The organism is Salinicola tamaricis, from assembly GCF_003006155.1.
In the GTDB taxonomy this organism is placed as follows: domain Bacteria; phylum Pseudomonadota; class Gammaproteobacteria; order Pseudomonadales; family Halomonadaceae; genus Salinicola; species Salinicola tamaricis.
The window spans coordinates 3,958,528-3,979,027 of record NZ_CP023559.1 but is presented as its reverse complement, the minus strand read 5'-3'; the positions used below and the strand labels follow the sequence as shown (position 1 = coordinate 3,979,027).

At 66.0% G+C, this 20,500-nt stretch carries 14 protein-coding genes and 5 pseudogenes; 17 read left to right on the top strand and 2 right to left on the bottom strand.

Translation table 11 applies throughout. The features are described from left to right. Positions 1-83 precede the first annotated feature (83 nt). From rsfS to CN538_RS18265, 12 genes and pseudogenes are all read left to right on the top strand, one after another. Positions 84-459 (top strand): annotated as a pseudogene (gene rsfS, locus CN538_RS18315) (ribosome silencing factor). Continuing rightward, positions 456-923: a 23S rRNA (pseudouridine(1915)-N(3))-methyltransferase RlmH gene (rlmH, locus tag CN538_RS18310; protein ID WP_106420352.1), complete on the top strand. Its 468-nt coding sequence runs from the start codon at positions 456-458 to the stop codon at positions 921-923. The pseudogene rsfS and the gene rlmH overlap by 4 nt, the downstream one beginning before the upstream one ends. A gap of 84 nt (positions 924-1,007) precedes the next feature. Beyond that, positions 1,008-2,899 (top strand): annotated as a pseudogene (mrdA, locus tag CN538_RS18305) (penicillin-binding protein 2). Beyond that, positions 2,889-4,031, top strand: coding sequence for a rod shape-determining protein RodA (rodA, locus tag CN538_RS18300; RefSeq protein WP_106420351.1), 1,143 nt, complete (start codon positions 2,889-2,891; stop codon positions 4,029-4,031). The pseudogene mrdA and the gene rodA overlap by 11 nt, the downstream one beginning before the upstream one ends. Positions 4,032-4,066: 35 nt before the next feature. After that, positions 4,067-5,107, top strand: a complete 1,041-nt coding sequence (mltB, locus tag CN538_RS18295; RefSeq protein ID WP_106420350.1) for a lytic murein transglycosylase B — start codon at positions 4,067-4,069, stop codon at positions 5,105-5,107. Further along, positions 5,104-5,565: pseudogene (locus tag CN538_RS23625) on the top strand (septal ring lytic transglycosylase RlpA family protein); the annotation flags it as partial. The gene mltB and the pseudogene CN538_RS23625, both read left to right, overlap by 4 nt. A gap of 404 nt (positions 5,566-5,969) precedes the next feature. Continuing rightward, positions 5,970-6,122 carry an SPOR domain-containing protein gene (locus CN538_RS23620; RefSeq protein ID WP_242495367.1) on the top strand — a complete coding sequence of 51 codons (153 nt, stop codon included), beginning with the start codon at positions 5,970-5,972 and terminating at the stop codon, positions 6,120-6,122. A 27-nt stretch (positions 6,123-6,149) separates the two neighbouring features. After that, complete coding sequence (locus CN538_RS18285) at positions 6,150-7,376, top strand: D-alanyl-D-alanine carboxypeptidase family protein (protein WP_106420349.1); 1,227 nt, start codon at positions 6,150-6,152, stop codon at positions 7,374-7,376. Between the two features lie 120 nt (positions 7,377-7,496). Continuing rightward, the gene (locus CN538_RS18280; protein WP_106420348.1) at positions 7,497-7,784 is read left to right on the top strand and encodes an HP0495 family protein; all 288 of its coding nucleotides are present in this window, start codon (positions 7,497-7,499) and stop codon (positions 7,782-7,784) included. Positions 7,785-7,789: 5 nt separating this feature from the next. Further along, positions 7,790-8,458 (top strand): lipoyl(octanoyl) transferase LipB, encoded by a 669-nt coding sequence (gene lipB, locus CN538_RS18275; protein WP_106420707.1) that lies wholly within the window; start codon positions 7,790-7,792, stop codon positions 8,456-8,458. 61 nt (positions 8,459-8,519) lie between these two features. Beyond that, a complete protein-coding gene (gene lipA / locus CN538_RS18270) occupies positions 8,520-9,509 on the top strand; it encodes a lipoyl synthase (RefSeq protein ID WP_198651809.1) in 990 nt (329 codons plus the stop codon). 144 nt (positions 9,510-9,653) lie between these two features. Next, positions 9,654-10,172, top strand: a complete 519-nt coding sequence (locus tag CN538_RS18265) for a GAF domain-containing protein (RefSeq protein ID WP_106420347.1) — start codon at positions 9,654-9,656, stop codon at positions 10,170-10,172. A gap of 32 nt (positions 10,173-10,204) precedes the next feature. Here CN538_RS18265 and CN538_RS18260 read toward each other — a convergent pair whose 3' ends face one another. Further along, a complete protein-coding gene (locus CN538_RS18260; protein ID WP_106420346.1) occupies positions 10,205-11,191 on the bottom strand; it encodes a LysR family transcriptional regulator in 987 nt (328 codons plus the stop codon). A 143-nt stretch (positions 11,192-11,334) separates the two neighbouring features. Here CN538_RS18260 and CN538_RS18255 point away from each other — a divergent pair, with 143 nt between their 5' ends. Then, positions 11,335-12,750 carry an acetyl-CoA carboxylase biotin carboxylase subunit gene (locus tag CN538_RS18255; protein ID WP_106420345.1) on the top strand — a complete coding sequence of 472 codons (1,416 nt, stop codon included), beginning with the start codon at positions 11,335-11,337 and terminating at the stop codon, positions 12,748-12,750. Positions 12,751-12,783: 33 nt separating this feature from the next. After that, a pseudogene (oadA, locus tag CN538_RS18250) lies at positions 12,784-14,603 on the top strand (sodium-extruding oxaloacetate decarboxylase subunit alpha). Positions 14,604-14,746: 143 nt separating this feature from the next. Here the strand turns inward: oadA and pyk are convergent. Beyond that, the gene (gene pyk, locus CN538_RS18245) at positions 14,747-16,210 is read right to left on the bottom strand and encodes a pyruvate kinase (protein ID WP_106420344.1); all 1,464 of its coding nucleotides are present in this window, start codon (positions 16,208-16,210) and stop codon (positions 14,747-14,749) included. A gap of 531 nt (positions 16,211-16,741) precedes the next feature. Here pyk and topA point away from each other — a divergent pair. The 3 genes and pseudogenes from topA to CN538_RS18230 all read left to right on the top strand — a co-directional run bounded on the left by topA (position 16,742) and on the right by CN538_RS18230 (position 20,289). Beyond that, positions 16,742-19,363, top strand: a pseudogene (gene topA, locus CN538_RS18240) (type I DNA topoisomerase). Next, a complete protein-coding gene (locus CN538_RS24685) occupies positions 19,360-19,851 on the top strand; it encodes a DUF6586 family protein (protein WP_106420343.1) in 492 nt (163 codons plus the stop codon). Before topA ends, CN538_RS24685 begins: the two are co-directional and overlap by 4 nt. A gap of 198 nt (positions 19,852-20,049) precedes the next feature. Beyond that, positions 20,050-20,289, top strand: a complete 240-nt coding sequence (locus CN538_RS18230) for a hypothetical protein (protein WP_106420342.1) — start codon at positions 20,050-20,052, stop codon at positions 20,287-20,289. The last annotated feature ends 211 nt before the right edge of the window (positions 20,290-20,500 follow it).

Genomic DNA, 20,500 nt, shown 5'->3' with positions numbered 1-20,500 from the left:
AGTTGAAGAGTGGCGCCGGCGTCTCATCGGAGTAGAATGCGCGTTTCCCTGAATTCGGGGCAGCGATTCCCAAACGAGGAGCTATGCAGACAGATTCTCTCAAATCATTAGTCGTCGAGGCGCTGGAAGAGTTGAAGGCGCGTGACTTGGTCGAGCTCGACGTCGCCGCGTTGACCAGTGTGACCGACGTCATGGTGGTGGCCAGCGGCACCTCCTCGCGTCACGTCTCGGCCCTGGCCGGCAACGTGGTCGAGAAGGCCAAGGAGGCCGGCCTGCGTCCCCTGGGTGCGAAGGGCAGCAGGGCGGCGATGGGTGCTGGTCGATCTGGGTGACGTCGTCGCCCATGTGATGATGCCGGAAACCCGCCAGCTCTACGATCTCGAACGGCTGTGGGCCGACCTGCCGGTCGATCGTCAGCAGGGCACCAGCCACGGCGAGCGGCACGAGTCGCGCGGATGAAGGTGCGGCTGCTGGCGGTGGGCACGCGGATGCCGGCCTGGGTCGAGGCGGGCGTCGAGGAGTACCGCAAGCGGCTGCCGCGTGAGATGCCGCTGGAGATCGTCGAGATCGCCCCTGGTGCGCGTGGCAAGAATGCCGACATCGCCCGCGCGATACATAGCGAAGGCGATCGCATGCTGGAAAAATTGCGCGATCAGGAACATGTGGTCTCACTCGAGGTCAAAGGCTCGGCGTGGACCACCGAGCAGCTGTCGCAGCGGCTCGATGACTGGCGCCAGGGCGGGCAGGATGTGGCGCTGCTGATCGGCGGCCCCGACGGGCTCGACCCGCGCCTCAGCGCCCGCGCGCATCAGTCGTGGTCGCTCTCGGCGCTGACGTTGCCGCACCCGCTGGTGCGGGTGCTGCTGGCCGAGCAGCTCTATCGTGCCTGGACATTACTCGCCGGGCACCCGTATCACCGTTGATCGAAGTCTGTCGCTTGCCGTTATTCGACGCCCCGCAACGCTGTGCCCCCCGCGGGCCGAATCCCGCCCTGATCCGGCGCCGTCATGCGTAAGCGCCGCGAGCGAGTCAAGGATCACGAGCAGGAAGTGCGCGTCTTCCGCAACCGCTCTCTGGTCGCCGCCGTACTGATCGTGCTGATGGCCGGCGCCCTGGTGTCGCGCCTGTTCTATCTGCAGGTGGTCGAGCACGATGTCTTCATCACCCTCCGACAACAACCGCATGCGGGTCGAGCCGCTGCCGCCGCGCGCGGCCTGATCTACGACCGCAATGGTCAGCTGCTGGCGGAGAATCGTCCCACTTACAATCTCACCATCGTGCGCGAGCGGGTCGATGATCTCGACGCTACGCTCAAGCGGTTGGTGCAGATCCTCGGTCTGCCCAAGGACGAGGTCGAGACCTTCCGTGAGCGCTCGCTGCAGCGTCAGCGGCCCTACCAGCCGGCACTATTGATGAGCGACCTGACCGAGGACCAGATTGCCCGCCTGGCGGTCAATCGCTACCTGCTCAGCGGGTCGAGGTCGAGGCGCAGCTAATGCGCTACTATCCCGATCCGATCGTGATGTCGCACGTGCTCGGCTACGTCGGGCGGATCAACGCCGATGAGCTCTCCGAGCTCGATCCGGGCAACTATGCCGGTACCCACTTCATCGGCAAGACCGGTGTCGAGTACACCTACGAGGATCAGCTCCACGGCAAGGCGGGGCTGCGCAAGGTCGAGACCAACGCCCGCGGGCGCGTCCTGCGCGAACTCGACCGCGAGCCGCCGGTGCCGGGCAAGGACCTCACCCTGACCATCGATAGCCGCCTGCAGCACCTGGCCTACGATCTGCTCGGCGGCCGCCGCGGCGCCATCGTCGCCATCCAGCCCAAGACCGGAGATATCCTGGCGATGGTCTCGGCGCCGGGGTTCGACATCAACAAGTTCGTCACCGGTATCTCCTACGCCGACTACCGCGCGCTGCAGGACGATATCGACCTGCCGCTCTACAATCGCGCCGCCCGCGGCCAGTACCCGCCGGGCTCCACGGTCAAGCCGTTCGAGGCGTTAGCGGCGCTGCAGAATCGGGTCGTCGATGCCAACGACATTGTCTACGACCCCGGCTACTTCCAGCTGCCCAACGATACCCGGCGCTACCACAACTGGCTGCGCTGGGGGCACGGGCGGGTCGATCTGCGGCGGGCGATCGAGGTCTCCAACAACACTTATTTCTATACCATGGCCTACCGCCTGGGCATCGACCGGCTGTCGTCGTTCATGCACGAATTCGGCTTTGGCGAGGTCAGCTCACTGGATGTGCAGGGGGCGCTGCCGGGGCTGATGCCGTCGCGGGAGTGGAAGCGCGAGAAGTACAACCAGCCCTGGTTTCCGGGGGAGACCCTCTCCGCGGGCATCGGTCAGGGCTATTTCATGGCCACGCCTCTGCAGTTGGCGGCAGCGACCGCGACGCTGGCCAATCACGGCCACTGGGTGCGCCCGCACCTGGCCGAGCGCATCGGTGACCAGCCGGTGAAGCCGCCGTTTCCCGACACCAAGCCGGATGTGCAGGTCGACAAGACGCAGTGGTGGAACGACGTCTACGAGGGTATGGAAGAGGTCATGAGCGGCCGCGAAGGCACTGCGCGCAAGGCCGGCGCCGGACTCGAATACACCATGGCGGGCAAGACCGGTACCGCGCAGGTCTTTTCGCTGGGGCAGAACCAGAAGTACAACGCCAGCGAGCTGGCCGAGCGACTGCGCGACCACGCGCTGTTCATCGGCTTCGCGCCGGTGGAGGATCCGCAGATCGCGGTGGCGGTGATCGTCGAGAACGCCGGCGGCGGGGTGTCGGGGCTCGGCCGCGAGCTCACCGATGCCTGGCTGCTGCCCCAGAGCGAGCTGCACGACCAGCCTGGTGCCACCGTCCCTGAAGAGGTCGAAAGTCTCGATGGCGATTGATTTTCAACGCACTGCGCCGACGCACGGCGCACGGGTCGGGCGCAAGCGCTCGCTGTGGCTGCGACTCCACCTCGACCCCTGGTTGCTGTCGATTCTGCTGCTGCTGATCGCCTTCGGCCTGGTGGTGCTCTACAGTGCCAGTGGCATGTCGGCGCAGACCACCCTGGCCCAGGCGATCCGCATGGGGGTGGCGCTGGTCGGCGCGGTGGTGATCGCTCAGTTCTCGCCGGCGACGCTCTACCGCTGGACTCCGCTGGCCTATGGCGGCGGCCTGCTGATGCTGATCGCGGTGGAGATCATGGGCGATATCGGCATGGGGGCGCAGCGTTGGCTGGAGATCGGTCCGCTGCGCTTCCAGCCCTCGGAGTTGATGAAGATCGCCATGCCGATGATGCTGGCAGCCTATTTGCATCGCCGGCCGTTGCCGCCCTCCTGGCGTGACCTGCTGGTGTGCGGGGTGATCATCGCGGTGCCGGTGCTGCTGATCGCGCGCCAGCCTGATCTGGGCACCTCGATGCTGGTGACCGCCGCCGCGGTGTTCGTGATCCTGCTGGCGGGGCTGTCGTGGCGCTTCATCCTGAGCCTGGCGGTGATGGCGGGGGCGGCGATGCCGCTTTTGTGGCTCAACATGCACAACTATCAGCGCCAGCGGGTGCTGACCTTTCTCAACCCCGAGAGCGACCCGCTGGGCGCCGGCTGGAACATCATCCAGTCGAAGACCGCCATCGGTAGCGGCGGTCTCGAGGGCAAGGGCTGGGGGCTGGGGACCCAGTCGCAGTTGGAGTTCTTGCCCGAACGCCATACCGACTTCATCGTCGCCGTGTTGGGCGAGGAGTTCGGGCTGATCGGCATGGCAACCATTCTGGTGCTCTATCTGCTATTGGTGTCGCGCGGGCTGGTGATGGCCAATCAGGCCCAGGATACTTACGGCCGTCTGCTCGCCGGGAGTATCGTGCTGACCTTCTTCATCTACGTCTTCGTCAATATCGGCATGGTCAGCGGTATCCTACCGGTGGTCGGGGTGCCGCTGCCGCTGGTCAGCTATGGCGGGACCTCCAGCGTGACCTTGATGGCCGGTTTCGGTATTCTCATGTCGATTCACACGCATCGCCGCCGCCTGCTCAAGCATTGAGCGTCGCGGCGGGCTGCAGCAGGGAGCACTGGCGCATGGCGCTGCGTTGGAAACAGGGAAGTCTGACCCGGGCACTGGCTCTGGTGGTGGTCCTGGTAGGGGGTCTTTCGAGTGCCGGGACGGCACTGGCAGAGACTGACTTCGACCCGGCGACGCACCCCGAAGTGCGCGCCATGCTCGATACTTTGAGCGCGCAAGGGCTGTCGTCGCAGCAGCTCGACGACGCCATGCGTGCTGCTAGCTACCGGCCGCAGGTGCTCGAGGCGATGAATCACGCCGCCGAGCGCCGGCTGCGCTGGGATCAGTACCGCGATATCTTCATCCAGCCCGATCGTGTGGCCCAGGGAGTGGCGTTTCTCCAGCAGCACCGCGAGGCGCTGGATCGTGCCCAGCGCGAGTATGGCGTGCCGCCGGAAGTGATCGTGGCGATTCTCGGCGTCGAGACCCGCTATGGCGCGCACAAGGGCAGCCATCGGGTGCTCGATTCGCTCTCCACGCTGGCCTTTCATCATCCGACCCGTGGCGACTTCTTTCGCCGTGAGCTGATGGCGTTTCTGACCATCACCCTGGGGCAGGGCGTCGATCCCGCCTCGCGCTACGGCTCCTATGCCGGCGCCATGGGCTATCCGCAGTTCATCCCCACCAGCTATCAGGCCTATGCGGTCGATTTCGATGGCGATGGGCTCAGGGATCTGTGGAACGACCCCACCGATGCCATTGGCAGTATCGGCAACTATTTCAGCGAACACGGCTGGCGCCGCGGCCAGGCGGTGCTGGTCGAAGCCAGTGGGCCGGCGACGCCGCCGGCTCAGTTTGCGTTCAATCAGACCGAACCGCCGTCGACTCGGGTGTCCGAGCTGGCGGCGGCGGGCATTCGGCCCACCGCGGGCTCACTCGCACCTGGTGACAAGGTGATGCCGCTGGCGCTGGATTACGCCGACGGGCACGTGCGCTACGTGCTCGGGCTCGACAACTTTTACGTCATCACGCGCTACAACCACAGCCATCTCTACGCCATGGCAGTGGCCACTCTGGCGCAGCGTATCCAGCTCGCGCTGGAGGCGACGGAGACGTGAGACGACTGTGGCTGACGTTGGCCGTCGCGCTGCTGGTCAGCGGCTGTGCCGGCGGCCCTGGCGGGGGCGGGCGCTACGCGGCGAGTCAGGACGGCTATCCCGACGCCCCGCAGGACGTTTCTAAAGTGCCGGACGCGGTGCCCAAGGTGGAGCCGCGCTCGCGCAGCGGCAACCGGCCGACCTACCGCGTATGGGGCAAGACCTACCATGTGCTCAGCGACCCCAGCGGCTATGTCGCCGAGGGGCGAGCCTCTTTCTACGGCACCAAGTTCCAGGGTTACGATACGGCCAGCGGCGAGCCCTACGACATGTACAAGATGTCGGCGGCGCACCGCTCGCTGCCGCTGCCGACCTATGCCCGGGTGACCAATCTGGACAACGGGCGCCAGGTGATCGTGCGCATCAACGACCGTGGGCCTTTCCACGATGATCGTCTGATCGATCTCTCCTACGCGGCGGCGGCGCGGTTGGACATTCTCGGTCACGGCACCGGGCGGGTGCGGGTCGAGGCGATCGACCCGGTGGCCTGGGCGAAAAACCATGGTGGCGGTCGCTCGGGCGGCCGGGTCGCCGCCGCGCCGGGCGCATCCCCGCGGGTAGCGGGCGCCGCGCAGACCTCGCCGGCGGCGCCCCGGCGCAATGACGCCGCGCGCATCGATGCGCTGATGAACACCGCCGGCCGTGCGGCTTCCCCTGATCACGTCGGTGCCGACGATGCCGACACCAACGCCGCCAGCGCCGCGCCCGGCCCGGTGACGCGGCCTGATGTGTCGCATGTGACGCGCGGCATACGCTATCTACAGGTCGCTGCGCGCTGGGCTCGCGGGATAAGGCCCAAGCGCTTCAGTCGAGGCTGCAAAGCTTGCTGTCGCAGCCGGTGCGCATCGACAATAGTACCTCTCTCTATCGCGTTCAGGTCGGCCCGATCGATGACCTGGCATCCCTGGAAACCGTTCGGGCAACCTTGAGTGACGCCGGCTTCGGTCAGACGTTCGTGGTGTCGCCCACCCAGTAACCTTCGTTCAACGAGAATTCGATTGTCATGAAAGCGCTGTTCACTTCGTCTCTTCCCCGCTGGGTCCTCTCGGCGTCGCTGTGCCTGGGGCTGCTCACGTCCCCGGCCGGCGCACAGCAGCAACCCACCCCGGACAGTCAGATGCCCGAGGGCAGCAACCCGCAGCCCGAGCAGATGATTCCCTCGCCGCCGGAGCTGGCTGCCTCGTCCTGGGTGCTGATGGATGCCGCCACCGGCCAGCTGCTGGTCAATCACAACGGCGATCAGCGCCTGCCGCCGGCCAGTCTGACCAAGATGATGACTGCCTATATCGTCGAGCAGGAGATCGAGCGCGGTAACATCCACGACGATGACATGGTCAGTGTCAGCGAGAACGCCTGGCGCACCGGTGGGTCGCGCATGTTCATCCGCGAGGGCACCCAGGTCAGCGTCAAGGATCTGCTCCACGGCGTCGTGATCCAGTCCGGCAACGACGCCAGTGTCGCGCTCTCCGAGTACATCGCCGGCAGCGAGTCGGCGTTCGCCGATCTGATGAATCAGCAGGCCCAGCGCATGGGGATGCAGAACTCGCACTTCATGAACCCCACTGGCCTGCCGCACGAGCAGCACTACTCCTCGGCCCACGATCTCGCGATCCTGGCTCGCCACATCATTGAAGACTACCCCGACCACTACAAGGTCTACTCGCAGAAGTACTTCACCTACAACGACATTCGTCAGCCCAACCGTAACCGCCTGCTGTGGCGCGACCCTGACGTCGACGGCCTCAAGACCGGTCACACCGAGGCGGCCGGCTTCTGCCTGGTGGCCTCGGCCAAGAAGCAGGACACGCGCCTGATCGCGGTGGTGATGGGGACCCAGTCGGACGAGGCGCGTGCGGCCGAGACCCAGCGACTGCTCAACTACGGCTTCCGTTTCTACCAGACGCGCAAGCTCTACGACGCCGGCTCGGTGCTCAACCAGGCGCGCGTCTGGGGTGGTGCGCAGGACACGGTGCGTCTGGGTGTGCAGCACGAAGTGAGCATGACTGTGCCGCGGGGCAGCGCCGACAACCTGACTGCACGTCTCAATATCCCCGAGACGCTGCATGCGCCGATCCAGGCGGGCCAGCAGATCGGTACCCTGGAGATCAAGTCCGGCGACGAGGTGCTGGGTCAGGAGCCGCTGGTGGCGCTGGAAGGCGTCAAAGAGGGCAGTATCTTCAAGCGCGTGTGGGACAGCATCGTGCTGTTCGTCACCGGCCTGTTCAACTGATCCTCGTCACCTGACGCCCGCCGCGGCACGCCGGCTCGACCCGGCGGCCGCGGCGGGCGTGTTGGTGCATGCGGCGTTCTTGCGTAGAATGGGGGAAAATCGTAGCCGGTTCGTAATTCGATGACCCAGACCCCCGATAACGTCGATCTGCCGCGACCCAAGATCGAATTCCCGTGTGACTATCCCATTCGCGTCGTCGGTGACGCGGCCGAGGATTTCGTCACTGCCATCAGCGAGGTGATCGCGCGCCACTCGCCGGGCTTCAATAGTTCGGCGGTCACGCTCTCGGATAGCCGCAACGGCCGCTTCCAGTCCGCGCGGGCGGTGATCCGGGCGACCAGCGAGGCGCAGCTCAACGCGCTGTTCGAAGAGCTCAAGGCGACCGGTCGCGTGCATATGGTGCTGTGACCGCCATGGCCGAGCTGGAGCTCTACCGCCTGGGCCGCGCTCCCTATTGCCCGGTATGGGAGGCAATGTCCCGCTTTACCGACACCCGCGACGGCGCGAGTGCCGATCAGCTGTGGCTGGTGCAGCATGACCCGGTCTTCACCCAGGGGCGGGCGGGCAAGCCGGAACATCTGCTGCTGCCGGGGGATATCCCGGTGGTGGCCAGTGATCGCGGTGGCCAGGTCACCTACCACGGCCCGGGGCAGATCGTGCTCTATCCGCTGCTCGACGTGCGCCGGCTGGGTGTCGGCGTGCGCGAGCTGGTGAGCTTGCTGGAGCAGGCGGTGATCGACCTGCTCGCCGTTCACGGCATCGACGCCCAGGCACGAGCCGATGCGCCCGGCGTCTATGTCGGTGCGCGCAAGATCGCCTCGCTGGGGCTGCGCATTCGGCGTGGCTGCAGCTTTCACGGTGTCGCACTCAACGTCGATATGGATCTGACCCCGTTCTCGCGTATCAATCCGTGCGGTTATGCCGGGCTCGAGATGACCCAGCTGCGCGATCTCGGTATGGCGACGCCGGACCTCGACGCCGAAGCCACCCGGCTCGCCGGCTGCTTCGCCACGCGACTGGGCGCCAGCCTGATCGAGCGCGCAGATCAGCCGGCAGCGCTGATATCGGACACGATGGCCTGAGCGGCATCGCCGGGGCGCGCAAGACGTCGCCCGAACTCAATGAATCATCAGGATGGGACTTATGACCGAGACCACCGTCATGCAAACGCCCGAGTCGAAAAAACCAGGGCGTGTCGAACGCGGCGTCAAGCTGCGCGGCGCGGAGAAGGTCGCGCGCATCCCCGTCAAGGTCATCCCGACCGAGACGCTGCCCAAGAAGCCCGACTGGCTGCGCGTGCGCATGCCGGTCTCGCCCCAGGTCACCCATATCAAGCAGACGCTGCGCAAGCACGGCCTGCATACGGTGTGCGAGGAGGCCTCCTGCCCCAACCTGGGCGAGTGCTTCAGCGGTGGCACCGCGACCTTCATGATCATGGGCGACATCTGCACCCGTCGCTGTCCGTTCTGCGACGTCGCCCACGGGCGCCCCAATGCGCTCAACGACAAGGAGCCGCGCGAACTGGCCGAGGCGATCGCCGAGATGGGCCTCAACTATGTGGTGGTGACCTCGGTCGATCGTGACGACCTGCGCGACGGCGGTGCCCAGCACTTCGCCGACTGCATCCGCGAGATTCGCCGTGACAGCCCCGAGATCGAGATCGAGGTGCTGGTGCCCGATTTCCGCGGGCGCATGCAGGTGGCGCTGGATATTCTCGAAGGAGAGGCGCCGGACGTCTTCAACCACAACCTGGAGACGGTGCCGTCGCTCTACCGCAAGGTTCGCCCCGGCGCCGACTATCAGTGGTCACTGGATCTGCTCAAGGGCTACAAGGCGCGCCGCCCGGAGGTGATGACCAAGTCCGGCCTGATGCTCGGTGTCGGTGAGACCGACGAGCAGGTGATCGAGGTCATGCGCGATCTGCGCGCTCACGATGTCGACATGCTCACCCTGGGGCAGTACATGCAGCCGTCGCGCAACCACCTGCCGGTGGATCGCTGGGTGCATCCGAGCACCTTCGACTGGTTCGCCGAGCAGGGCCGGGCGATGGGGTTCACGCATGTCGCTTCGGGGCCGCTGGTGCGCTCCTCCTATCACGCCGACAAGCAGGCCCACGGCGTCGAAGTGAAGTAAGTTTGCGCTGAGACCGGCGCGCTCACGCAGCGCGCCGGTCTCCACGCCCATTCAGGCGTGGGCCGCAAGACAACCGGGACGCGGCCGCTGGAACCGGCGCCGCGCCTTTCGGCGGCGTGCCGCCGCGTTCGCAGAGGTCCTGACATGATTGCTCCCTCATCTCCCGATAACGAGCAGGCGCGCCTCTCCGCGCTGCACAATCTCGAGCTGCTGGACACCCAGGCTGACGAAGGCTTTGATCGTTTGACCGAACTGGCCACACGCATCTTCGACGTACCAATGTCGATGATCACCCTGGTCGACGAGGATCGGCAGTGGTTCAAGTCGCGTCAGGGCCTGAGCGTGTGCGAGACGCCGCGGCGTATCTCCTTCTGTGGGCACGTGGTGGCCGATGGCGTGCCGCTGGTGATCCACAACGCTTTGAAGGATGCGCGCTTCGCCGACAACCCGTTGGTGCTCGGCTCGCCGTTCATCCGCTTCTATGCCGGCTATCCGCTGTTCGTCGAGTCCGGGGCGTGCATCGGTACGCTGTGCCTGATCGGTACGCTGCCGCGGGCCTTCGACGAAGGCGACATGGATCGCTTGCGCCTGATGGCGGCGCTGGCGGAAGAGCTGGTGTCACTGCACGTGCTGCGCGTGCAGACGGCCCGCGGCGACACCTGAGTCTCGCCGGGGCAGGGCGTGTTTGGGCCCGTTCAGGCGTCGGCGCTGGGCAGGCACACCAGGGTCGGGGTGTCGATCGGGGTCATCGGGGCGCGGAAGTGGGCATTGAGTTCCGGCAGCAGTTCGCGCACGAAACGCAGGAACAGCTCCGTCACCGGCGTCGGGTAGCGATCCTTGGGATAGACGGTGCACCACGAGCGGCGTAGCGGAAAGCCCGGCAGGGTGGGGCTGGCGAGCAGATTCGAGGCCAGCTCGAGCTGTACCGCCAGGCGCGGCAGCACCGCCACTCCGAGGTGCGCCATCACCCCCTGCTTGATTGCCTCGTTGGTCCCCAGCTCGATGGTATGTTGCAGCGAGATGCGCTCGCGAGCGGCGAAATCCTCGAATGCCGTGCGCGCTCCCGAGCCGGGTTCGCGCATCAGGATATAGTGGCGCGCGAAATCTTCCAGCGTCGGCCGCTCGGCGGTCACCAGCGGATGTCCCGGCCATACCACCGGGATCAGTTCGTTATCCAGGATCGGCATGAATACCAGGTTCGGGTCGTCCGGCACCATTCCCATGATCACCAGATCGTCGCGCCGCTCGGCGAGCCGCTCCAACGCCTGCACCCGATTGCACACGCGCAGCCGTACCTGCACCTCCGGGTAGCGCGCGCGAAAGCGCGCCAGGATATGCGGTACGACATACTGCGCGGTGGAGACTGCCGCCAGATTGAGCTCACCGCGAATCGTCCCCGCCAGCTCTGAAAGCTCCATCTGCAGGCTCGACACCTGCCCGAAGATCGACTGTACCGAGGCTGAGAGTGCGTCTGCTGCCGGCAGTACGTGCAGCGTCTTGCCAGCGTATTTGAACAGCGGCTGGCCCAGCGCCTGCTCGAGCTGACGGATTTGCGCGCTCACCGCGGGCTGTGTCAGGCCCAGCTGCTCGGCGGCCCGCGAATAGGACTGCTGCCGATGGACGGCCTGAAATACCTGGAGCTGCCGGAATGTCAGGCGATTGAGCAGGTTGGGGCGCGACATGATGGACGTCCTCGCGGTCAGGTATAAGGTCTAGCTTATAGGTCGGCAAAGAAATATCAATTTTTCTATTGGCTCACGGGTGGCTAGCGTAGAAAGCCGATCAAGAAGCCGATAATAACGACGCACAACTCGGAGGGCAGACGGTGTTCAAGAAGCTGCTAATTGCCAACCGCGGCGAGATCGCCGTGCGTATTGTACGAGCCTGCGCCGAGATGGGCATCCGTTCGGTGGCGATCTACACCGAGCCGGATCGCTTCTCGCTCCACGTCAAGGGGGCGGACGAGGCGCACTTCGTTGGCGAGGAGCCGCTGGCGGGCTATCTCGACGCCCATCGGCTGGTCAACCTGGCCCGCGAGACCGGCTGCGACGCGATCCATCCCGGTTACGGCTTCCTGTCCGAAAGCGCCGACTTCGCGCGTATCTGCACCCGGGCGGGGATCACCTTCGTCGGCCCCAGCGCCGAGGTCATCGCGCGTATGGGCGACAAGACCGCCGCGCGTGCGGCGATGCGCGAGGCAGGGGTGCCGGTGACCCCGGGGTCGGCGGGCAATCTGCCGGATCGTGACGCGGCGCTGGAGGTAGCCGCCGAGATCGGTTACCCGGTGATGCTCAAGGCGACCTCCGGCGGCGGCGGTCGCGGCATTCGCCGCTGTGACGACGAGAACCAGCTCAAGCAGGCGTGGGAGCGGGTGATCTCGGAGGCAACCAAGGCCTTCGGCAGCGCCGAAGTGTTCATGGAGAAGTGCGTCGTCGATCCGCACCATATCGAAGTGCAGATTCTCGCCGACGCCCACGGCAACGTGATCCATCTGTTCGAGCGTGACTGCTCGATCCAGCGCCGCAACCAGAAGCTGATCGAGATCGCGCCCAGCCCCCAGCTCACCCCGGAGCTGCGCAGTTACGTGGGCAAGATGGCGGTGCGCGCGGCCGAGGCAGTGGGCTACGAGAATGCCGGCACCGTGGAGTTCCTCGTCAAGGACAACGAGGTCTACTTCATGGAGATGAATACCCGGGTCCAGGTCGAGCACACCATCACCGAGGCGATCACCGGGATCGATATCGTGCGCGAGCAGCTGCGGGTGGCGGCGGGGGAGCGCCTTGCCTTCCGTCAGGCGGATGTCGTCCACCATGGCTATGCGATCCAGTTCCGGATCAACGCCGAGGACCCCAAGAACGACTTCCTGCCCAGTTTCGGTCGCATCACCCGCTACTACGCGCCGGGCGGGCCGGGGGTGCGTACCGACACCGCGATCTATACCGGCTATACCATTCCGCCCTATTTCGACTCGATGTGCCTCAAGCTGATCGTCTGGGGCATGACCTGGGAAGAAACGCTGAATCGCGGCATCCGCGCGCTCAACGACATGCGCCTGCAGGGGGTCAAGACGACCACCCCCTACTATCAGGAGATCCTGCGCCATCCCGATTTCCGCGCCGGCCACTTCGATACCGGTTTCGTGCCGGCGCACCCGGAGCTGCTCAACTACTCCGTCAAACGCAACCCGGAAGAGGTCGCGCTGGCGATCGCCGCTGCGATCGCCGCGCATGCCGGCCTTTGAGGCGCCGTGCCGACAGTCATGAGGAGAGAGACGATGAACAACGCCAAGACGACGCCGGTCAAGATCAGTGATGTCGTGCTCCGCGACGGCCACCAGTCGCTGATCGCCACGCGCATGCGCACCGAGGACATGCTGCCGATCTGTGCCAAGCTCGATGCCATCGGTTTTCACGCGCTGGAGGTGTGGGGCGGGGCGACCTTCGACGCCTGCGTACGCTTCCTCAAAGAGGACCCCTGGGAGCGCCTGACCGCACTGCGCGAGGCGCTGCCCGACACCCCGCTGCAGATGCTGCTACGGGGCCAGAACCTGCTCGGTACCGCCACTATGCCGATGACGTGGTCGAGCGCTTCGTTGCCCGCGCCGCCGACAACGGCGTCGACATCTTCCGGGTATTCGATGCGCTCAACGACCTGCGCAATCTGGAGACCGCGATGAAGGCGGTCAAGGCGAGCGGCAAGCATGCCCAGGGCACGATCTGCTACACCGTGAGTCCGGTGCATACCCTGGAGAGTTATCTGGAGCAGGCCCAGCGCCTGGTCGACATGGGCGCCGACTCGATCGCGATCAAGGACATGGCTGGGCTGTTAACCCCTTACGCCACCAGCGAGCTGGTGGCCGGGCTGGTCGAGACGGTGGACGTGCCGGTGCACTTGCACGCCCACGCCACGGCGGGTCTCGCCTCGCTGTGCCAGTTGAAGGCGGTGGAGGCGGGCTGTCGGCATATCGACACCTGTAACTCGGCCTTCGCCAATGGCACCAGCCACCCCTCCACCGAGGCGATGGTCGCTGCCTTTCAAGGCACGCCCTATGACACCGGCCTCGACCTGGTGGCGCTCAAGGAGGTCGGCGACTATTTCCGCGAGGTGCGCAAGAAGTATGCGGCCTTCGAGAGCGAGTACACCCGTGAGGACGTCAGCGTGCAGATCTGGCAGGTGCCCGGCGGGATGATGTCCAACCTGGCCAATCAGATGAAGGAGCAGAACGCGCTCGGTCGCATCATGGATGTGTTCGACGAGATCCCGCGGGTGCGGGCTGATCTCGGCTATCCGCCGCTGGTCACCCCGACCTCGCAGATCGTTGGCACCCAGGCGGCGATGAACGTGCTCACCGGCGAGCGCTACAAGTCGATCACCAATGAAGTGAAGCGCTACCTGCTGGGGGGCTACGGTCAGCCGCCGGCTGCGGTCGACGAAGAGGTGCGACGCAAGGCGATCGGCAGTGAGCCGGTCGACGAGGGGCGGCCCGCCGATCAGCTGCAGCCGGAAATGGCGCGTCTGGAGAAGGAGATCGGTGAACTGGCCGAGCGTGAGGAGGATGTCCTCACCTTCGCCATGTTCCCGGACCTGGGGCGTGATTTCCTCAAGGGCCGGCGCGATGGCACGCTGGTGCCGGAGGCGATTCCCGCGCCGAGCAGCAGCGGTGGCGGCGAGCGTCCGGTTTCCGAGGGGGTGCCGACCGAGTTCGTCATCGACGTCCACGGCGAATCCTACGAGGTGCAGATCACCGGCGTGGGTAGTGGCAGCGGCAGCAAGCGCCGCGTCTACCTGACCCTGGACGGCATGCCCGAAGAGGTAGTGTTCGAGGCCAAGAACGAGTTCGTGCAGGAGGGCAAGGGCGCCGGGCGTGCCAAGGCCAGCGCGCCGGGGCATGTCACCACCTCGATGCCGGGCAATATCGTCGACGTGCTGGTGGCCGAGGGCGACAGCGTCGAGGCTGGCCAGGCGGTGCTGATCACCGAGGCGATGAAGATGGAGACCGAGGTGCAGTCGCGTATCAAGGGCACGGTGAAGGCGGTCCATGTAGCCAAGGGGGACCGCGTGACGCCGGGCGAGGTGCTGGTCGAGATCGAGTGAGGGGCGGCGGCCTCCGCCGCCTTCCCGTCAAGCCCGAGACAAGACGGCGCGGCGTCGAAGGACGCCGCGCCGTCTGTTTCGTTGCCCGCTGCTGGCGAGCCGCCTATCGCTAGGCGGCGCTTGGCGCGCCGCCTAGCCGGGGCTCAGGCTTCTACCTGAATGATCTTCATGGTGTTGGTGCCGCCGTGGGCGTTCATGTGGTCGCCGCGGGTGAGGATCACGTGATCGCCCTTGGCCGCCAGACCGCGACCCACCAGCTCATTGATGGCACCGGCGTTGATCTCGGTCAGCGGGAGGCGTGAGCTGTCGAACACCAGCGACACCACGCCGCGGTAGAGCGCCATGCGTCGCTGCACCGCCGCGGTTTCGGCCAGCGCTACGATCGGCAGCCCCGAGCGGATGCGCGAGGCGATCAGCGGGGTGTAGCCGGTAGCGGTGAGACAGGCAATGGCGACCACGCCGGAGAGGTGGTTGGCGGCGTACATCGCCGACAGCGCGACGGTCTCGTCGATGCGCGAGAAGCCCTCGTGGATGCGGTGCTTGGACTCCTGTGCGCTGCGCTCGCGCTCGGCACCCAGGCACAGCCGGTCCATGGCGCGGATGGTCTCGACCGGGTAGTCGCCGGCGGCGGTCTCGGCCGAGAGCATTACCGCATCGGTGCCGTCGAGCACGGCGTTGGCGACGTCGAACACCTCGGCGCGGGTCGGCAGCGGCGAGTCGATCATCGACTCCATCATCTGGGTGGCGGTGATCACCACCTTGTTGAGCGAGCGGGCGCGACCGATGATGCGCTTCTGCACGCCGATCAGCTGGGCATCGCCGATCTCGACGCCGAGGTCGCCGCGGGCCACCATCACTGCCTCCGAGGCGCGGATGATGTCATCCAGCGTCTCCGGATCGGCGACCGCCTCGGCGCGCTCGATCTTGGCCACCAGGCCGATCTCCTGTCCCGCTTCGCCGAGCAGCTCGCGGGCGTACTGCATGTCGGCCCCGCTACGCGGGAAGGAGACCGCTAGATAGTCGACGCCGATGTCGATCGCGGTCTTCAGGTCCTCTTTGTCCTTCTCGGTCAGGGCCGCGGCGGAGAGGCCGCCACCCTGCTTGTTGATGCCCTTGTTGTTGGTCAGCTTGCCACCCACCTTCACCTTGGTGACGATCTTGCTGCCGTCGAGGCGTTCGACTTCCAGTACCAGGCGGCCATCGTCGAGCAGCAGCACGTCGCCGGCGTCGACGTCGTCGGCCAGCTCTTTGTAGTCGCAGCCCACCTGCTCGCTGGTGCCTTCGTCACGCCCCAGCGAAACGTCGATCACGAACGGCTGGCCTTTTTCCAGCTTCACGCCACCTTCGGCCTGGAAGCGTGCGATACGGATCTTCGGCCCCTGCAGATCGCCGAGGGCGGCAACCGCGCGGCCCTGGCGTTCGGCGGACTCGCGCACCGCCTTGAGGCGCCGACGGTGATCTTCCGGATTGCCGTGGGAGAAGTTCAGGCGAACCACATCGACACCCGCTTCGATCAGGGCATCCAACACGCCTTCGCGGTCCGTGGCGGGACCTAGCGTAGCGACGATCTTGGTGCGGCGAATCGGACCGTGAAAGGCGTGCTGCATGGAAAATCTCCTGGCGACTGGGTGGTGCGTCCCGCGTCGACGCGCGGCGGCGGGTGCGATGAAAGGTGGTTATTTTACAACATCGGTTGCGCCTTGTCCGAGGCGATGGCCCCGGTTGCCTACGATGACGCGCGGTCTCGACCCGAGTGTAACGCGCCAGCGCGCCGAGCGACACGCAAGCCGCGTGGTGCCACCTGATACTCGGGCGCCAGATCTCGGTGGCAAATCCTGGCGTGCGGACAGATTCCGGCTAGGGTATTCACAGATGCCGCCAGCGTGCCGCGCACTCGAAAACGCCTGGACGCGGCGGCGACACATCGCTGGAGCGGTGCTTGGAATTCGGCACCGGCAGCCCAATAACGCGGTTTCCGCCGGCTGCCAACGCCTCGTCGGGAAAGTCAAGCTACGGCTGGCGCCGTGCGGAGCGCTAGGGTAGGGTAGGCGGATTTTCCGGCCGCCTCCCCCTCGACTCGCGCCATCTCGGGCATGCGTCGACCGGAGCCGCCGCTATATAGAAGAAGCAGGAGCGCTATGGGCAAGTCACTGGTTATCGTCGAGTCTCCGGCAAAAGCCAAGACCATCAACAAGTATCTCGGCAACGACTTCGTCGTGAAGTCGAGCGTCGGGCATATTCGTGATCTGCCGACCAGTGGCTCGTCCAAGCAGGCCAGCGATCCCAAGGAGCGTGCGCGGCAGGCCGCGGCGACGCGCAAGATGTCGCCGGAGGAGAAGGCCGAGTACAAGAAGCAGAAACAGTGGGATCAGCTGGTGCGGCGCATGGGCATCGACCCCGAGCACGGCTGGCGCGCCAACTACGAGGTGCTGCCGGGCAAAGAGAAGGTGGTCGAGGAGCTCAAAAGACTGGCCGACAAGAGCGACACCATCTATCTCGCGACCGATTTGGACCGCGAAGGGGAGGCGATCGCCTGGCACCTGAAGGAGACCATCGGCGGCGACGACACGCGCTACAAGCGGGTGGTGTTCAACGAGATCACCAAGAACGCCATTCAGGAGGCGTTCAAGCAGCCCGGTAGCCTCAACGTAGCCCGTGTCGAAGCGCAGCAGACGCGTCGTTTCCTTGATCGCGTGGTCGGTTTCATGGTCTCGCCGCTGCTCTGGAGCAAGGTCGCCCGGGGGCTCTCCGCCGGTCGCGTGCAGTCGGTGGCGGTGCGTCTGATCGTCGACCGCGAGCGCGAGATTCGCGCCTTCGTGCCGGAGGAGTTCTGGGACGTTCATCTCGACACCGCCACCGCTGACGGCGAGGCGGTGCGCTTCGAAGTCGTGCGCGAGAAGGGCGAGACTTTTCGCCCCACCTCCGAGCGCGAAACCTCGAGCGCATCGCCCCGCTGCGGCGCGACGCCTTCACGGTCACCGAGCCGAGACCCGGCCGACCCGCTCCAAGCCCAACGCCCCCTTCATCACCTCGACCCTGCAGCAGGCTGCCAGCGGGCGCCTGGGCTTCTCGGTGAAGAAGACCATGACCCTGGCGCAGCGTCTCTACGAGGCGGGCTACATCACCTATATGCGTACCGATTCCACCAACCTGTCCCAGGATGCGGTGGCGAGTGCGCGTGACTACATCCACAGCGAGTACGGCGAGCGCTATCTGCCCGAAGAGGCCATTCGCTATTCGAGCAAGCAGAACGCCCAGGAAGCGCACGAGGCGATCCGCCCCTCCAACGTCAAGCAGCGCGCCGATGACCTGCCGGTGGAGCGCGATGCACAGCGTCTCTACGAGCTGATCTGGCGCCAATTCGTGGCTTGTCAGATGGTGCCGGCAGAGTATCTGGCCACCACCCTGACCATCGAGAGTGACGGCTTCGAACTCAAGGCACGCGGTCGCGTGCTCAAGTTCGACGGCTACACCCGGGTGATGAAGCCGATGGCGAAGAAGGACGACGCCACCCAGCTGCCCGACATCGACAAGGGCGACCGCCTCGAGGTGGTCCAGCTCGACCCGCAGCAGCACTTCACCAAGCCGCCGGCGCGCTATACCGAGGCGAGCCTGGTCAAGGAGCTGGAGAAGCGCGGTATCGGCCGGCCCTCGACCTACGCCGCGATCATCTCGACCATTCAGGACCGTGGCTACGTCAAGCTCGACAGCCGCCGCTTCTACGCCGAGAAGCTGGGTGAGATCGTCACCGATCGCCTGGTGGAGTCGTTCAACGACCTGCTCGACTACGGCTTCACCGCGCGCATGGAAGATCGCCTCGACGAGGTCGCCGAGGGGCACGAGAACGGGCAGCAGCTGCTCGACGCCTTCTACGCCGACTTCAAGCGCAAGCTCGATCACGCCGAAGGCGAGGACGGCATGCGCCCCAACGAGCCGATCGCCACCGATATCGCCTGCCCGACCTGCGGCCGTCCGATGCAGATCCGTATCGCCTCCACCGGGGTGTTCCTCGGTTGCTCGGGCTACAACCTGCCGCCCAAGGAGCGCTGCAAGACCACCATCGACCTGATCCCCGGCGAGGAGGCGGTGCCTGAGGATGCCGACGAGTCGGCGGAGACCGATGCGCTGCGCGCCAAGCGCGCGTAACCCCAACACCGGCACGGCGATGGACAGCTATCTCATCGACGAGGGCCGCAAGCTCTATATCAGCAACGACGATGACGGCTACTACGAGATCGAGCAGGGCCGTTTCCGCATCAAGGGCTACGACGGCCCGGTGATCGAGTGCGACAAGTGCGGCTCCGAGATGCAGCTCAAGAGCGGCCGCTTCGGCAAGTACTTCGCCTGCACCAATGAGGCGTGCGGCAACACCCGCAAGCTGCTCAAGAGTGGCGAGGTGGCGCCGCCCAAGATGGACCCGATCCCGATGCCCGAGCTCGCCTGCCAGAAGGTCGACGACCACTACGTGCTGCGTGATGGCGCCAGCGGGCTGTTCCTGGCCGCGAGCCAGTTCCCCAAGAATCGCGAGACCCGCGCGCCGTTGGTCAAGGAACTCAAGGCACACGCTGAGGCACTGCCCGAGAAGTACCACTTCCTGCTCGAGGCGCCGAGCGAGGACCCGGACGGGCGTCCGGCGCAGATACGCTTCTCGCGCAAGACCAAGAGCCAGTACGTGATGACCGACGAGGATGGCAAGGCGACCGGCTGGCGCGCGATCTTCGAGGATGGCGCGCTGGCAGGTGGAGGACAAGCGCAAGTGAGTGCCGTCGCCCGCACCAATCAGCTGCTCTATCAGACCGAGCTGCTGCTGGCCATGCCGGCGGGTGACGACGAGCATGCGCCAGCGCGACGCATGGCGCTCGAGGAGGCCGCGCTGGGTCAGCTCGGGCTGGCGTTCGAGGCGTTGCTGCGCGAGGTGACCACCCATGCTCCTGGCGGCGCGCCGGACTGGCGCACATGGCTTGACGCCGCGGGTCGGGCCCAGGCGAACGGCGACGCCCTGGCGCATGCCGAGATCGCCGAGCTGGTCTGGCTCGAAGCGCTGGCGGTTCGGCCGGAGAGCTGGTTGGCGCTACTGCTGGCACGCCTCGCCGCCCTGCAGAGCGACGAGGGCGCGGCGCGGCGGGGTGGGTCGCCGGGGCTGATCACCCGTGCCGGGGCCATGCCCCTGGGCGACGAGCTGCGCTGGTGCCTGGGCGAGTTCAAGGCGCTGCTGCCGAGCCTGCGCCAGGGTAGTCAGGAGTGGTGACGGCCCTGGGCCGACATGATAGCCTTATTCACTGATCGACGACCGGGGCCCGTGCCCTGGTCGTTTTTTATTGAGCGCCGTCCCGGCTGCGCCGCAGTCCTCGGGCGAGCGCCGTTTACACATACCTGGCCCGTGACCTTGCCGAGTGGCGTGGGGTTGCGGGCGGGTAGTCGTTATCGCCGTGACAGGAGAGAGACCGTGTCTGATACCGCCATTCTGGAAATCGTCGAACTCGCCGACGGCGAGGTGGTGCTGCGACCGGCGGAGGCGAGCGGCGAACCGCTGGTGAGCATTCGATTCTCCGAGGAGGCGCTAGAGCTGCTGCGCCGCAGCCGCTTCGACGTGGCGCGAGAGATGCTCGACCACGCCATCACCCGGACCCATCTGTGGGATGGCGAAGAGGAGGAGGCGCCGCAGACGCCGGCAACGGTTCACTGAATACTGGCCGCCGCACCGCGGCGGCCCCCCGGCGCCGTGTCCGAGCATGGCGCCCCCGCCGTCAGACGTCTTTTTCTTCGTCTTCAGGCGCCTCTAACCCTAGCTCAAGACGCCTCTCACCCTCTATTCAGACGTCCATCGTCTGCTTCGTGCGCTACCGGCCGGGATGCTGTCGCGTCGCCCAGTCGCGGCGTGTCGTGCGATCTTTCAC

Coding starts and splice junctions, on each gene's coding strand:
- rlmH (WP_106420352.1), top strand. CDS start 456: ATGAAGGTGCGGCTGCTGGCGGTGGGCACGCGGATGCCGGCCTGGGTC.
- rodA (WP_106420351.1), top strand. CDS start 2,889: ATGGCGATTGATTTTCAACGCACTGCGCCGACGCACGGCGCACGGGTC.
- mltB (WP_106420350.1), top strand. CDS start 4,067: ATGGCGCTGCGTTGGAAACAGGGAAGTCTGACCCGGGCACTGGCTCTG.
- CN538_RS18285 (WP_106420349.1), top strand. CDS start 6,150: ATGAAAGCGCTGTTCACTTCGTCTCTTCCCCGCTGGGTCCTCTCGGCG.
- CN538_RS18280 (WP_106420348.1), top strand. CDS start 7,497: ATGACCCAGACCCCCGATAACGTCGATCTGCCGCGACCCAAGATCGAA.
- lipB (WP_106420707.1), top strand. CDS start 7,790: ATGGCCGAGCTGGAGCTCTACCGCCTGGGCCGCGCTCCCTATTGCCCG.
- lipA (WP_198651809.1), top strand. CDS start 8,520: ATGACCGAGACCACCGTCATGCAAACGCCCGAGTCGAAAAAACCAGGG.
- CN538_RS18265 (WP_106420347.1), top strand. CDS start 9,654: ATGATTGCTCCCTCATCTCCCGATAACGAGCAGGCGCGCCTCTCCGCG.
- CN538_RS18260 (WP_106420346.1), bottom strand. CDS start 11,191: ATGTCGCGCCCCAACCTGCTCAATCGCCTGACATTCCGGCAGCTCCAG.
- pyk (WP_106420344.1), bottom strand. CDS start 16,210: ATGCAGCACGCCTTTCACGGTCCGATTCGCCGCACCAAGATCGTCGCT.